This is a genomic window from Gynurincola endophyticus (assembly GCF_003991195.1).
Lineage (GTDB): Bacteria > Bacteroidota > Bacteroidia > Chitinophagales > Chitinophagaceae > Gynurincola > Gynurincola endophyticus.
This window is the reverse complement of sequence record NZ_RCWL01000005.1, coordinates 94,074-110,412: the sequence shown is the minus strand read 5'-3', so window position 1 is coordinate 110,412 and position 16,339 is coordinate 94,074. Positions and strand designations below refer to the sequence as shown.

At 38.5% G+C, this 16,339-nt stretch carries 9 protein-coding genes; 3 read left to right on the top strand and 6 right to left on the bottom strand.

The window, feature by feature from the left end; genetic code table 11:
- Positions 1-115: 115 nt before the first annotated feature.
- On the top strand, positions 116-1,675 hold the full coding sequence (locus D9O48_RS10975) for an SUMF1/EgtB/PvdO family nonheme iron enzyme (protein ID WP_126973023.1): 1,560 nt from the start codon (positions 116-118) through the stop codon (positions 1,673-1,675).
- A gap of 515 nt (positions 1,676-2,190) precedes the next feature.
- On the opposite strand, the gene D9O48_RS10970 is transcribed toward D9O48_RS10975, so the two are convergent.
- Both D9O48_RS10970 and D9O48_RS10965 read right to left on the bottom strand, forming a co-directional pair.
- Positions 2,191-3,684, bottom strand: a complete 1,494-nt coding sequence (locus D9O48_RS10970; protein WP_126973022.1) for a RagB/SusD family nutrient uptake outer membrane protein — start codon at positions 3,682-3,684, stop codon at positions 2,191-2,193.
- A gap of 12 nt (positions 3,685-3,696) precedes the next feature.
- A complete protein-coding gene (locus D9O48_RS10965; protein ID WP_126973021.1) occupies positions 3,697-6,924 on the bottom strand; it encodes a SusC/RagA family TonB-linked outer membrane protein in 3,228 nt (1,075 codons plus the stop codon).
- A 668-nt stretch (positions 6,925-7,592) separates the two neighbouring features.
- On the opposite strand from D9O48_RS10965, the gene D9O48_RS10960 reads away from it, so the two are divergent.
- A complete protein-coding gene (locus tag D9O48_RS10960) occupies positions 7,593-8,867 on the top strand; it encodes a UDP-N-acetylmuramoyl-tripeptide--D-alanyl-D-alanine ligase (RefSeq protein WP_126973020.1) in 1,275 nt (424 codons plus the stop codon).
- Positions 8,868-8,994: 127 nt separating this feature from the next.
- Here D9O48_RS10960 and D9O48_RS10955 read toward each other — a convergent pair whose 3' ends face one another.
- Together D9O48_RS10955 and D9O48_RS10950 are read right to left on the bottom strand one after the other, a co-directional pair.
- Positions 8,995-10,164 (bottom strand): trans-sulfuration enzyme family protein, encoded by a 1,170-nt coding sequence (locus D9O48_RS10955; RefSeq protein WP_126973019.1) that lies wholly within the window; start codon positions 10,162-10,164, stop codon positions 8,995-8,997.
- 18 nt (positions 10,165-10,182) lie between these two features.
- Complete coding sequence (locus D9O48_RS10950; protein WP_126973018.1) at positions 10,183-10,623, bottom strand: OsmC family protein; 441 nt, start codon at positions 10,621-10,623, stop codon at positions 10,183-10,185.
- Between the two features lie 68 nt (positions 10,624-10,691).
- Between D9O48_RS10950 and D9O48_RS10945 the strand changes: the two genes are divergently transcribed.
- Entirely contained in the window at positions 10,692-11,705 is a 1,014-nt protein-coding gene (locus tag D9O48_RS10945; RefSeq protein WP_126973017.1) for a homoserine O-acetyltransferase family protein, read from the top strand.
- A 162-nt stretch (positions 11,706-11,867) separates the two neighbouring features.
- Here the strand turns inward: D9O48_RS10945 and D9O48_RS10940 are convergent, their stop codons facing one another.
- Both D9O48_RS10940 and D9O48_RS10935 read right to left on the bottom strand, forming a co-directional pair.
- Positions 11,868-14,777 carry a TonB-dependent receptor gene (locus D9O48_RS10940; protein WP_126973016.1) on the bottom strand — a complete coding sequence of 970 codons (2,910 nt, stop codon included), beginning with the start codon at positions 14,775-14,777 and terminating at the stop codon, positions 11,868-11,870.
- Between the two features lie 67 nt (positions 14,778-14,844).
- The gene (locus D9O48_RS10935; RefSeq protein WP_126973015.1) at positions 14,845-16,338 is read right to left on the bottom strand and encodes a TSUP family transporter; all 1,494 of its coding nucleotides are present in this window, start codon (positions 16,336-16,338) and stop codon (positions 14,845-14,847) included.
- Between the last annotated feature and the right edge of the window lies 1 nt (position 16,339).

The following is a 16,339-nucleotide window of genomic DNA, read 5'->3' as shown; positions in this document are numbered from 1 at the left end:
TCAACGTTAAAAATAATTATATTCGCAAGGTATTATGTAAACATAGTAAAACAAGTACAATATTTGCATTAATACTACGTTTAGAGAAATTGAACCAAAGGCAAAAGCTTACAAAATGAATTTGAAAAACCTTTTAATCCTGCTTTCCTGTACAGCAGTTGTTACTTCTTGTAAAAACGGAAGTTTATTCAAGAAAAAACCGGAGACATCATCTGTAACAGGATGGAATTATAACGACCGTGAAATGGGTGGTTTCCAGGTAGCTACCGCAGCGGAACAACATACCGGCCCGGGTTTGGTATTTGTTCAGGGTGGTACCTTTACCATGGGTGCTACTGAAGAGGATGTTATGGGCGACTGGAACAATGTACCCACACGTAAAACTGTAAACTCATTTTATATTGACCGTTCAGAAGTAGCAAACGTTCACTATCGTGAATATTTGTACTGGATCAATAATGTATTTGATGGCGATGAATATCTGGAAGTTCGTCAGAACGCTCTGCCTGATACATTGGTATGGCGTAGCGAATTAGCTTATAACGAACCGATGGTTGAATATTATTTCCGCCACCCTTCTTATAATATGTATCCTGTGGTAGGTGTTACCTGGCGTCAGGCTTATGATTTCTGCTTATGGAGATCAGATCGTGTAAACGAGAAAGCATTGATCGACTTAGGATATATCAATAAAAACTCTTTAAGAAACATTTCAGGTCAGGCATCTGAATCGTTCAATACAAAATCATACTTATTAGGATTAACTACTCCAACTGCCGGTGATGCGGCACGTTCTAAGAAAAATCCTCTTAAGAATCCAAACGGTTCACCAAGAACAAATGTAACTTTTGAAGATGGTATCTTATTACCGAATTACCGCTTAGCAACAGAAGCTGAATGGGAATATGCTGCCCTTGGTTTAATTGGTCAGAATCCTAATCCTTCACGCAAAGAAGGGGGAAGAGGTGACGAGTTGATTACAAATAAACAAGTGTATAGCTGGAGTGTAAATGCCAATGGTTTACGTGATCCTAGAAAAGGTGCTAACAAAGGAAACTTCTTAGCAAACTTCAAACGCGGTAACGGTGATAACATGGGTGTTGCGGGTGGTTTAAACGACCGCGCTGTATATACTGCTCCGGTTGATTCATACTATCCAAATGCTTTCGGTTTATACAATATGTCAGGTAACGTAAGTGAGTGGGTATTTGACGTTTATCGTCCGATGACTGCCATTGACGGTGATGATGTATCTCCGGTTCGTGGTAACTACTTTGAAAACTACGTTAAAAATCAGGACGGTGAATTTGAAAAAGACAGCTTAGGCAGAGTAGTGAAAGTATACGCAACTGATGAAGAAAGCAAAAACAGAAGAAACTATCAAAAAGCTAACGTAATCAACTATCTCGATGGTGACTCATTAGTAGCTGGCGTTGGATACGGATATGGTTTAACCACTTTAATCAGCGATAAATCAAGAGTAATTAAAGGTGGTAGCTGGAATGACAGAGCTTATTGGTTATCTCCCGGCACCAGAAGATTCTTAGAAGAAGATCAGGCTAGTGCTACTGTAGGTTTCCGCTGTGCAATGGACAGAGTAGGTTCACCTGAAGGAAATGGAAGAGGAACTGGTATCAAATACCAGGAACGTCGCCAGAACCAACGTAAAGGATAATTTATCTCTGACAATATATTTAAAAACACTCTCTGATAACAGAGAGTGTTTTTTATGCAGTATACCTGTTATCATTGTTATAGTAGCTACAGATATATTTTACTTTGGCACTACTTAACACCTGATTCAAGCAGGCAATATCAACTTATCTATACAAAACGGCCCCGCTTGCACAGATAAGTTGATAAAGATTGCAGACTCATACTTTATAGTATTGTTACAAGAGAGAATACTACAGTGATTTGTATTGAAAAACTATCTGTATTGAATAGTATAGCCGCCTATAGTAAAACAGTTCCTGCAGAATCAGCGAACCTGATACTAAAATCAACGGTGTAATTCATGAAAAGAAAAGAGAAGTATTCAACAGAGAGTGGAAAATCGCAATCCCGGCATCCGCTTCTGAAGAAATACTCGTTTCTTACTTACGCAACAAGAAATGATCGCGGTATTAATGCATAAAAAAATGTCCTCCGGTCGGGAGGACATTTTTATATAGTAATCAGAATAAACTACTAAAGAGGGTTTTGAACAACAATTTCGGCAGTATAATTAATTTCTGCCTGAGGAATAAGGAACTCCCATCTGATGTCACCGGCAGGAACATCAAAGATATTCGCAGCAAGGCTGGCATTATGGTTAGAGTTGTTTCTGTCAAGAGGAAGATTCAGGCGCTTCAAATCTTTGAAACGGAAACCTTCACCCCAAAGTTCAATTCTGCGTTGAACAAGAATTTCCTCCAGTAAATCAGTTCCTGTGTTAGTAGAAAGGGTATAACCCGGATCTCTCATAGAAACTAATTCAAATAAAACCTGTGCAGCATCAGCATCTCTTGAACCTAAATGAGCTAAAGCTTCGGCTTCGATCAGATACATTTCAGCAGCTCTCATTAAAGGATAATCTGCATTAGACATATTCACATCAGGCACTAAGAACTTTCTGTTCATATAAGGCTTTCTTTCAGCAGTACTCGCCGGGATAGGAAACGCAGTGTTGGTTCCTGTAGGATCCCATAAGTTTCTTCTGAAATCTGTAGGAGACATCATATTATACAGTCTCTCACTGATAGCTTTCGGGTTTGTACGGATGTTAGTAGAGTTAAAGTTTGCTGACATATAAGCAAAGAAGTTATAGAAGTAGGTATTGTGCTCAGCAATCTGGTGAGTACCCCACATCCATTCCTGATTTGAATAGTCATTAAAACCACTCATATATTGATCTTCACTCATTAAAGTGAAACCTTGACGGGCAGCATTTGCTAAATCAGCAGCTTCCTGCCATTTACCCATTGTTAAGTAAACTCTGGCCAAAAGACCTTGAGCAACTCTAACGTTCATGTGTGACTTGTCTTTACGCGTAGTAGTGAAAAGGCCGATAGCGTCTTCAAGATCTTTCACGATTAACCCATATACATCTTCAACACTGGCTCTTGGAAGAATTTCTTTTTCATTACTGGATGTTTTAAGGGGAACGCCTAATTGTTCGTTTGGAACATTCAGCGGATCATATCTCTTACCAAAAACCTGTACGAGGTTAAAATAAGAGAACGCTCTTAAAGCTTTCGCTTGTGCTGTTACATAGTCTTTATCAGTTGTAGTACCTTCTGCAGCGTCAATATTTTCTAACAAATAGTTCGCATTAATAATAAAGGTATACGGATATAGATAATGGTATTTAACAGATGAGTTGGTAGGTACCCTGTGATTTACCCATCTGTAATCAGAGATAAACCAACCGTTTGACTGACCGGTCATAACTACATCATCAGCCAGAACTTCCATATAAATCATGTGGCCACCAATACCACCTAAGGCCTGGCTACCTTGAATCTGAGCATAAAACATTCTATACATACCATCAACCACTTTGATGGCATCTGTAGCTGTTGCAAAAACCGCTTCAGGAAGTACGGCATCTGTAGGCTTGGTTTCTAAATAATCTTTAGAACAAGACCCTAATAGCGCTGCAGCAACAACAGCTGTAAGGAGTTTATTTTTAAATCTTTTCATTGTCGTAATTTTTTAGAATCCTAAGTTTAAACCTACAGTAACCACTCTGGCCATTGGATAACCATTACCCACTGTACCGTTGAATGATTCGTTAGACATCAAGCCTTTTCTTCTGCTGAAGAATGCTAAGTTTTCAGCTGAAGCAAATACGTTCGCTGATTTAGCACCGATTTTAGAAGTGAAAGCAGAGCTAAAGTTGTAATTCAAAGCAACAGAAGCTAAGTTGAAATAACTCGCATCAATTAACCATCTTGTAGAAGTACCTGCTGCGATATTAGTTGTATTAGCGTTGTTGAATTTAGGAACATTAGTGATCTGACCAGGAGTAGTCCATCTGTTCAACGCGTCTACATGTGATGCTGTTCCGTAAACACCCCCGTGCATTAAACCTGCATACTCACCATCATACATCCATCCACCGATCTGATAGTTCATTACTACATTCAAAGTAAGTGCTTTGTATCTTAATGAAGTTCTTACACCACCGTATACATCTGGAATTGCTGATTTATTGACATAATCCCATTTCGCATTTGCAATATCAGTCGTTAAAGTATCTGTACCACCTTTACTATTAGCAGCATAACGTACGCCGGTTGCAGTAGTATTACCTGCATAGAATAAAGGAGCACCATCAGAAGGGTCAACACCATACCATTGACGCAAATAATACTCATAAATTGAATACCCTACTTCCAATTGTTTAGTACCGTTCTGAATTTTAGGAGTAGCATCTGGCATTGTTTTCATAACGTTGCTTAAAGTTGTAGCATTTACAGTTACGTTTAAGCCCCAGTCTTTAGACCTGATGATATCAGCACCTAGTTCAATCTCAATACCTCTGTTTAGCAATAAACCGATATTCGTTGGAATTGAATAGTTATTACCTGGAGTACCACCTGCCTGATAAGGCTGTGGCACGTCAAAGATCATACCGTCGGTTTTTCTGTCGTAATATTCAACAGTACCGAAAATACGGTTATTGAATAAACCGAAATCTAACGCTACGTTAAACTGCTTCAAAGTTTCCCAGGTTAATTTGTCGTTACCTAAAGAAGCCAACAATACACCAGGAAAGTTTTGGTTATTATATCCTAAATCGAATAAACGTTGGTAAGCATAGTAGCTACCGATTCTATCGTTACCGGTTTTACCGTAAGAAGCACGTAATTTTAAAGTACTGATAGAATTGATGTTTGTCATAAATTCTTCTCTGTCAATTCTCCATGAAGCTCCAATTGTGTAGAAGTTATCCCAACGGTGGTCTTTATGGAAACGAGAGTTACCATCTCTTCTTAATGAAACTGACAAGAAATATTTAGAGTCATAGTCATAGTTCACTCTACCTAAGTAAGATTCAATTCTATAATTATCTTCATATGAGTTCATGCTGGTAATAGTAGAGTAGTTTGGATATTCTACGTTACCATCACTGAAGATTTCACCACTTTTGAAACCATAGATATAGTTATACTTATAATCGTAGTTCTCATGGCCTGCCATCAGATCCAGATTATGTAAGTCGAACTGTTTGTTATATTTCAATAACTGGTTGAAAGTATAAGTTTGAGTTTTAGTCCAGGTTTGAGAAGCACGGCCTGCCGGAGCACCATCACCCACCTGAGTATTTTCTCTCACATTGTTTTTGTTGCTGTTCATATCAGCACTTAAAGTACTGGTGAAAGTTAAACCAGGCATTAAGTATACATCTATATAGCCTCTGCTGGTAATCAATTCACGCGAAAATAATCTTGAGTTCAACTCATGTTCCCACAAACCGTGGCGACCTAAGTTAAACGGACGAGCAGCACCGCCACCCGCATCACCCGGATCGAATTGTTTGTTTCCGTCTGCATCTAAAACATATCCACCATTAGCATCGTGTAAGTATACCGGATAAATAGGACCGGCATATCTTCCCCAATAAAACGGGTTTACGATACCTGAAGTTGGAGCTGAGTTACCATTTGATCTGGCATAGCTCACGTTGATACCTGTTTTTAACCAATCTACCACCTGAGTATTAACACCTACTCTACCGGTAAATCTTTTCTGGTCAGTTTTGTCAACAAAACCATTTTCTTTTAAGTAGTTGAAAGAGGAGGTATAGTCAGACTTACCTGCTTTTCCACCCGCTTGGAATGAAACTTCATCACGGTTACCGTTTCTGAAGAAAGCATCATACCAGTCTAAATCGTCATATTTTAATTGTGTAGCGTTCGGGTTTAATAAACCGTCAGCGCCTACGATAGCATCATTTGCAATACCAACAAACGGATTGTATCTGCCTAATGAACGGTAAACGTCATTATAAGTACGGCCGTTATAAACCTGCAAACCATTACTGTTTCTGTTACCCCATGTACCGGCAGCTAATTGACGTGCAATATCCATTGGTACAGGCGCACTTGCACTGGTATTGTAAGTAGCGTTTGCCAGAGATTCAAACATTAAAGGATAATATTCAAAAGCATTTACTTTATCATAATCAGGAACTGCTCTTGAGGTAATACCTTTTAATACTTTAATGTTCATAGACCCGCCTGCTTTAGTACCGGTTTTAGTGGTAACGGCTATAACACCATTCGCAGCACGAGAACCGTATAAGGCAGCAGAAGGACCATCTTTCATTGTAGTAATGGTAGCGATATCATCAGGGTTGATATCTGCTAAAGATCCGCTGAAAGGAGCACCATCCACAACAATTAAAGGAGAGTTGTCAGAGTTATAAGAAGTAAAACCTCTTAAACGGATGTTTGGCGAACTACCAGGAGCACCACTTGATACAGTTGTTTGGATACCAGGAGCAGAACCCACTAACGCGTTTAATGCGTTGGTTACCGGACGCTCAGCAAGGTCTTTTGCACCGATCTGTGCAGTAGCACCCACGTTAGCACTTTTCTTAACAGTACCATAAGCAACCACGATCACCTCATCAAGGTCATCAGATTTTGCCAATAATACGATGTTCAGAACATTCGTAGTACCAACCCTAACAGTTTGCGGTTCTTTGTCAACAGACGAGAAAACCAGTGATACGTTTTCTCCTGTTACGTTGATAGAATAAGTACCATCAGGTTTAGTTGAGGTACCAGTGGTAGAACCACTGATGGTAATGGAAACATTAGGCAAAGGGCTTCCTGCTTCATCTGTTACCTTACCTGTAATTACTCTTCCTTGGGCCATCAAACTTCCGAGAGAAGTAAGAGTAATTAGAAAAAGCCAGACAAGTTTTCTCATTTTCTTGGTTTTTTAATTGAAAAAATTAGGGTACAAGTTTGCATACCCTAAAAAATTTATCATAAACGATCCCACATATTAATAAATATTAATATGCAATGATCATCGGATGGTGATTAATGTTAATGTAAGTAGAGTTGTTCGCAAGGATAGGTTTCGCACATTTTAAGCTTATATTACATAAAAGTTTAACATTTACAACTCTTGAAGAGCGTTCAGGGTTTAACTGAATTTTTACTTAAACTTTACACGTATGTTAATTATTTACTAACAAATATATATAATTAAAAAACAGTATACTTATTTAATATCAACTTTTTTCGCAAAAATTGACCTTTCTTTGAATCAAAATCTCTCACTCTCTTCCGAACCTCATTCTGTCATCAGATTATCATTTAAAGTACTATATTACTGAATTTCATCTAATTAAAATTAAGCAAATAAGTTCGTTTTGCGACTAGTATATGCTAAAAACTATCAATTTCCATATACAAATTAAACGCATCTAACTGAATCATAAAGAGTTAACATACTTTTAATGCCAAATTTTTAATATATCTTGTTAAAAAAAAATTGACTGGTATCTTATCAAGAAGTAATTTATTTTGAATCACCCTACGTTTTTTGCAATCTCCCCGTTCTTTGTAACTTCGATTCAAATTATTTCAATGAACATTCAGGCTTTATATAAATTATATTTATCCTCTACCGGAATTACCACAGACACCAGAAAGATTGATAAAGGAAATTTGTTTTTTGCACTCAAAGGAGAAAATTTTAACGGCAATGAGTTTGCCTTATCAGCACTAAATGCCGGGGCTAATTTCGCCATTGTAGATGAAACGATTGAAGAAAACCATCAGCTCATCAAGGTTAACAATGTGCTGGAAACATTACAGGAACTTGCCAAATTCCATTTAGAACAGTTTAAAGTTCCTATTCTGGCCATTACCGGGTCTAACGGAAAAACCACTACTAAAGAATTAATCCACGTAGTAGTTTCTCAAAAATTCAAAACTTACACGACTAAAGGAAATCTTAATAACCACATTGGTATCCCCTTAACTATCTTATCTGTAAAATCTGACGCAGAATTTGTGATTATTGAAATGGGTGCAAACCACCTGGGAGAAATAGCCTCTTACTGTAGCATTGTTCAACCTGATTACGGTATTATTACCAACTGTGGCAAGGCACACCTCGAAGGTTTCGGCAGTGAAGAAGGAGTCAGAAAAGGCAAAGGAGAATTATACGATTACTTACGCGAACACATGGGCGGCGTTTTCGTTTACAATGAAGCTCCGTATCTGAGAGATATGGCCCGTGGAATCGCATCTATTATTACCTATGGAGTATCCCCTTCCTGCGCTATCAGCGGAGATATTTATGGTGCAGAAGAAAAGTTATCTATTCAACTGAACAATGCCGAAAAAACAATCATTCATACCCAATTAATCGGTCAGTATAATTTACCGAATGTATTGGCCGCTATCACCGTAGGACGATTTTTCGGAATTGAATTAGAGAACATAAAAAAAGCTATCGAAGCTTACACTCCTACCAATTCACGTTCTCAGCTGGTAGAAAAATATGGTGCTAAAATAATACTTGACGCCTACAATGCAAATCCCTCCAGTATGAAAACCGCCATTGAAAACCTCATCAAAATCCCTCATAACAGAAAAGTTCTCATGATCGGTTCGATGGCAGAACTCGGCGACGCTACCTCGCAGGAACATCAAAATATTATAGAACTCATAAGAACCGCCAAATGGGATCATGTGGTACTGGTAGGACCACATTTTGCCACTTATTCAAGTGAGTTCATGTACTTCAAAAATGCGGAAGAAGCTAAAGAATGGTTTAAAAATATTGACTGGGCAGGAGCTTATATTCTTGTAAAAGGTAGCAGAAGCCAGGAAATGGAAAAGATTATTTCATAATTGAGAATGAAGAATTGAGAATGAAGAATTACTGATACCGCATGCAGAACGATGATCTTAGATATTCTGAACTAGCAATTTCACATATCTCATTTTTAATTCTTCATTCTCCATTCTCAATTAATTATCATGCTTTCTCTAAAGCCTGTACTACATCTGCAATAAGATCATCAACTTTCTCAAGCCCAATCGATAACCTGATCAGGCCCGGCGTAATGTTTACCTGCTGGCGTTCAGCTTCTGAAAGTTTAGCATGTGTAGTACTGGCCGGGTGCGAAGCTATACTTCTTGCATCTCCCAGATTGGCAGTCATTGAAAATAGTTTCAAAGCATTCAAAAAGTTTCTACCGCTTTCAATACCACCTTTCACTTCAAAACAAACCACACCACCGCCACTACTCATTTGCCTTTTAGCAATTTCATAGTTCGGATGACTTTTCAGATGGGGGTATTTCACCCAACTCACTTTTTCATGTCCTTCTAATGCCTGTGCTACAGTCAGCGCGCTTTGAGCGTGACGCTCCATTCTTACTTCCAGTGTTTCTAAGCTTTTGCTCAATACCCATGCATTAAAAGGTGATAACGCAGGACCAGAACTTCTGCAAAACGTATAAATATCTTTAATTAAAGAAGGTTTACCCACAATCACACCACCTAAGGTTCTTCCCTGGCCATCGATCCACTTAGTAGCACTGTGAATTACAAGATCAGCGCCGAACTCTATCGGCCTTTGAAAAATCGGTGTAGCAAAACAATTATCTACCACCACAATCACACCATGCTCATGTGCGATATCCACTACCCGCTGCATATCCACCACATCCAACCCCGGATTTGTGGGAGTTTCCAGATAAATCAGTTTTGTAGTAGGCTTGATCAGTGTTTTCAAACTTTCAACCTGATCTACCGCAAGATAATCATGCGTGATTCCCCACTTCGGCAGGTACTTCGTTATAATTGTATGAGTAGAACCAAAAATCGCATTGAACGAAATCATATGATCACCGGCACTCAGCAATGTCATAAAGGTGGAGAAAATAGCACTCATTCCTGAAGCAGTGGCAAAACCTGCCTCCGCTCCTTCTAAGGCACATACTTTATCAATAAACTCCTGCACAGACGGATTACTGAATCTGCTGTAGATATTGTCATCAGTTTCATCAGCAAAAGCAGCCCGCATATCTTCTGCATTATCAAAACAGAAACTACTGGTTAAAAACAAAGGAGAAGAATGCTCCATTTCATTTGTTCTTTCAACACGGGTACGAACGGCCCTCGTAATCGGATGCTCAGACATACTATTAATTTTGCGTGCCTAATCTACTTGAAACGGCACATCGTTTACGATCAATTTCCATTGGATATTTCCACCTGCCAAACGCAATGTTTCAGCAACTGAACAATATTTTTCCATCGACAAAGCACACGCACGATGTGCTTTACCTGGCTCTATTTCACCTTTTAAGCTAAATACAATATTAATTTCTTTCCATAGAGAAGGTTCTTTTCCCGCTTCGCGCTCGCCTTCAATACTCATCTCAAAATCTGTAATTTCCTGACGTTGTTTCTTGAGAATAGATACAATGTCGATTCCACTACATCCACCTAAACCCATCAATAACAACTGCATAGGACGGGCACCGAAGTCAATTCCGCCACCATCAGGACTATTGTCAATTTTTACTACTTTACCTTGCGCATCTGTTGCTTCAAAGCCATAATCTCCCGCTACACGCTTTAAATTGATTGAAATCATAATAAAAGATTTTTACAAATGTAATTCATGCTTACATTTACTTTGCAATACAGTTTAATAAAATTAGCATGAATTATTTTCATCTGAAAGAAGAATTTCAGTTAGAACGGGGAGGAGTTTTGCCGGAATTATCCATCGCCTATAAAACCTATGGCAATTTAGCCACTGCCAAAAGAGTGGTTTGGGTTTGTCATGCATTAACCGCCAACGCTGATGTAGCTGAATGGTGGACCGGAATGGTCGGAGCGCAGGCGGCTTTTGACCCGGCCCATGATTTCATTGTTTGTGCCAATATATTAGGATCCTGTTATGGTACTACTGGTCCTATCAGCCTTAATCCTGTGTTAAACAGACCCTATTACGAAACATTTCCAATGATTACCATCCGTGATATGGTAAATGCACATCAAATACTTCGAAAAGCACTGCAAATAGAAAAAATTCATTGTTTGGTGGGTGGCAGTATGGGTGGTTATCAGGCACTGGAGTGGATATTAGCCGAACCTGAACTTTTTGATGAATTAATACTTTTGGCTACTTCAGCTACTGAAAGTGCCTGGGGAATCGCTATCCATACCGCACAGAGAATGGCATTGGAAAATGATCCTTTATGGAACAACGCCAGCCCGGAAGCCGGTTCAAACGGGCTAAAAGTTGCCCGTGCCATAGGCATGCTCACTTATAGAAATTATCAACTGCTGGTAGAAAAACAAAGTGACAACGACAACAACAAGCTTGATAACTTTAAAGCTTCTAGTTATATGATTTATCAGGGCGATAAACTATCAAAACGTTTTAATGCCTACTGCTACTGGCATCTCACGAAGGCAATGGATACACATCAAATAGCAAGAGGAACAGAACAATCTATTGCAGAAAGATTACAATCTATTAAAGCAAAAACATTAGTAATAGGTATCAGTTCCGATATTTTATGTCCGGTTACCGAACAGGAGTTTCTGGCGAAATATATCCCACAGGCACACCTGCATATTATCGACTCAACTTATGGTCATGATGGATTTATTGTTGAAGCAAAAGCTATAACAAAAATAATCAGAGAATGGAGTAGAAGAAAGTAAGAATTAAAAGTTAATCATTAAGAGTCTGAATTTTGACATTATTCATTCTTAATTTAAAAAATACAAGAGGTCCCTCAAAGAATTGAGGGGCCTTTGCATTTACTAACTAAACAACAAGTACAAGAACAAGATTCCAATTTGCCAAACGTACCTATCCTTGAACTATTTTAATAAACCATCTACCGTAATGGATGCGTAATACAGTGCACCGATAGTAGGGCCGGCTGCATACTGCACATAACGATGGTTCAATATATTGCTACCACCAACTTTTATAGTGGAAAATAATTGGGGTACTGCGAAAGAAACCTGTGCATCTACCGTACTGAATGCAGCAATTTTTCCGTTAGCAAGCGGGCTAAACCATTCAAAAGCATCCTGCCATCTCCACACCACATTAAATCCGACATGCTCTGTAAGTTTTCTATTGCCGAAACTGATATTCGTTACCCATTTCGGTGTATTAAAGGCATTGATAAAAATATCATCGTTCTTTTGAGCAGCGATATCATTATAACTTAAATTTCCTGAAACAGTATAGGTTTTGTGTATGATATAAGTAGTACCCAGCGCAAAGCCATAATTTTCATAAACATTCTTTGCATTAGTATATACACGGTATCTGGTTTGTTTACTTCTATTGGCCTGTACCATATCTATTACAGCGCCGTCTGTGAGTATTTTATCCGTAGAAGGAACTGCTACTTCTACCTGACCTAAAAAACCATCGTATCTATTAAGATACACATCGATATCAAAAACAAGTTTATTATTCAGCAGAACAGATTTATAACCGAATTCAAACGAGTTAATTCTTTCCGGCCGGGTAGCGGCCAGGTTTGTTACCTCCAACAAATTTTTGTTTTTTAAGGCAGCTGCTTCATCCACCACACCTGAAGCCAGTGCAGGATCTCTATCTCTGTTATAAGCTGCATTAAAATTATTTACTGAAGACAGTGTATAAGAGTTATCCAGGTATCCCAATCCTTCATTAATATAAGACAACCCTCCTACTCTCCTTACATTTCCGTTATTCACAAAAGAAATCGCTTCAAATAAAGCCGGAAATCTGAATCCATTCTGATATGACAAACGCAGGTTATGTTTCTCTGCTAAAGTATATACCACTGCAATACGGGGATTTACTTTCGGGGTAAACTCAAGATTATGATCGAACCGCAATGAAAAAAAAGTTTTTAATTTCTCATCGAAGAATGTTTTGGTTACCTGTGCAAAAGCACCGTACTTTTTATAAAGAACATTTTTGCCAAAATCAGTTGTACTGTTACCAATAGGTTTATTTCTTTCGGCAACCGGACGCGAAAAGTCAACGAAATTATTTCCATCAGGAATCACTTCATAAATTCGTAAATCTGCCCCCACCAGTAAATCAAACCATTTAATATCATTAGAGAAATCCCATTGAAAGTCGGAGTGGTACATTCTGCTTTTCTGTAACAGCCAGGCACCGCCCGTAGCAGGAGCATCTGCAATACCGGCATTCACATGATCCCAGTTATTAATACCGATGATCGTTTGTTTTAGCTGATCAAATGCTGCGGTACCAGGCTCAACTCTTCCCTGATCAGCAATCAGACGGGCCGATTGCATTGCAGTAGAAAGATCAATCTGATTGTCTAATGCTTCCTGTAAAGCAGCTTTAAAACGGGTACCCCAGGCGTTATTGGATAAATGTGTTAATTGAAGATTATCTGACAGCGGTTTTATATTATAAGAATTACCGGTATTCTCAACACTTAAATAAGTTCTGAAAATATAATTGTTTCCCTTTACTTCAAATTTATGGTTCTGAACTTTTACATCATCTAACTGAATTTTATTTCCACGTTGAAAAACACCATCCATTTTTCCGAAGCGATAACTATAACTCACTTCGGCATTACTATGTATTCTATAATGCAGGGCTGCATCAAACTTAACATTCTCAACAATGGGATTAACAAGATCTTTTTCCCAATATCCTGTTCTTCTTAAAATAAATGTATTACTTCTACCCTGATAATTAACACCGGTGATTGTTACAGCATTATTATTTTCATCTCCATATTTATTCCATAGATCAGCCGCAACATTACCCGTTCCATTTAATTCAGGATAAGCCGGATTAGCTGTATTGAGATTGTTAGAATTCTGATCAGTACCTGTATTAGAAACCCAATCCGTTCCACGTAAGAAGCTGGCATTTACTTTAAAGGCCCATTTATTATTAAAGGCTTTAGCATATCTGATAGCCGTTTCCGTCAGAATACTGGCATTTCTGTCTTTATTATCAACATGATTGACACCTGATTTATGATAAACACTTAAACCCTGACTGGTAAACGGGCTTTTTGTAAGCAGGTTGGCCATACCATTAATAGCATTCATGCCATATAAAGCACTGGCGGCTCCGGGAGTAATTTCAACAGAAGCGATGTCCAGTTCGGTGGGGCCGATAGCATTTCCCAAAGGCACACCTAAAGTAGCCGCCTGCATATCTACTCCATCAACCATTTGCATGAAACGAAAGTTATTGGGTATATTAAACCCTCTCGTATTAGGTACTTTGAATGTTAAACTGGAAGTTGTCATTTGCACGCCTTTTACATTAGCAAGCGCATCATAAAAACCCGGAGCGGGTGTTTCACGTATTGCACGGATATCAAGTTTTTCAATAGCCACCGGTGATTTTAAGATACTCTCTGCTACCCGCGATGCGGTTACAACAACTGCATCGCCCAACACAGATTGAGTTTCTAATTGTACTTCAAGATGAGCACCCAGTCGCTCTACCACAAACTCCTGTGACCTAAAGCCGATAGAGCTAAAGACTAAAGTGAAAGGAAGTTTTAAACGTGTTCGTAACTGAAAATTACCTTCTTTGTTAGTGGTTGTACCGGAAACTGAATTCTTTACCTGAACCGATACATCCGTTAAAGGGTTTCTGAATTCGTCGAGTACTTTTCCACTCACTTCAATAATCCGGGTTTCCTGAGCATATGCCAGCACTGTAAATAAAACAAGAATAAAAGTGAATGTTATTTTTGGTTGATGAAAACGGTAATGTTTCATTTTCTCATAATTTAATTGTCTACAATTTTAGTAGACTATATGATTAATAAAAAACCCTTTCGGGTTTTTAAAACAGTTTAACCAGTATACGGATACTCCAGAAAATTACCAGAATTCCTAAAAGTATCATAGCCGTTTTTTTAGGAAGTTTACCCACAAGTTTTGCTGCTATCGGAGCGGCAATAAGACCACCCACAATCAAACCGGTAATAGTTTGCCAGTGTTGAACTCCTAAAAAAATGAAAAAAGTAACGGCGCTGGCAAGGGTTACAAAAAATTCAGTTAAACTAACAGAACCTATAACATAACGAGGATGCCTACCCTTATTAATCAGCGTAGTTGTAACAATAGGTCCCCAGCCACCACCGCCAAAAGAATCCAGAAAACCACCCACTCCGGCGAGTGTTTTGTAGTTTTTGAACTTCTTTTGAAAAGTTCGTTTATAAAATACGCCCCAAAGTATTTTTATACCCAGAAATAATGTGTAACAAGCTAAAAGGGGCCGTATATAATCAACATGTTTTTCTCCCAGCTTCACCAACAATATGGCACCCGCAATAGCACCGATCACACCTGGAATAACCAATACTTTGAATAGCTTTTTATTTACATTTCCAAACTTGTAATGTGAATATCCCGAAGCACCGCTGGCAAACATTTCGGCGGTATGTATACTACCACTGATAGCAGCCGGAGGCACACCCGCACTTAATAAAACGGTAGCGGATGTAACGCCATATCCCATTCCCAATGCACCATCTATCAATTGTGCCAGAAAGCCGGCCAGCAACATGATTCCGAAATTCTGATCTAATGAATGATAAAATTCCGTCAGAGAATGACCAACTACATCCAGCGGTATGTAAGAGAAAATAAAATGACCTATCAACATCAGTGCAAAAGCAATCACTGAATAAGAAGCAATCTTTCTCCACCTGCGTTCTTTTCTCGCCTCCTCCTCTTCTACCAGCACACTCGTAATTTTATTTAACTGCCGAACCTTATCCTCAAAATTTCCATTGAGATGATGTCTTATTTTATGGATATTATCCAGTGAAATATTGATATGTTCAGGAATTGACTGATTTAAAATCTCTTTTAATCTTTTTGAAACTGTTGGCGATTTTCCATTAGTAGAAATAGCAATTTTCAATTGACCCTTCTGTACAATCGAACCAAGATAAAAATCACAAAGTTCAGGTTGATCTGCAACATTTACCAGCAATCCGTAGTTTCTTGCTTCTTCTGCAATCGCTGTACTTTGTAACTGATTACTCACAGCTACAATCACCAGATGTGCATTCAACAAGTCGCCGGTATCAAATACTTTCTGTATGCCTTTTACATTTTCATGCGTATTGATCAGGCTTTCTGTTTGCTGTGTAAAAAACTCAGACACAACAGTTATCTGACAGGTGTCGCAATTCTGTAATAATGCATTTAACTTTTCTGCTCCCACTTTTCCTCCACCAACGATTAATATATTTAACCGTTCTATTTTGAGAAAAACCGGGAACAACTGATTTTTATCTTTTATACTTAAAGTTTCTACCGACGACATT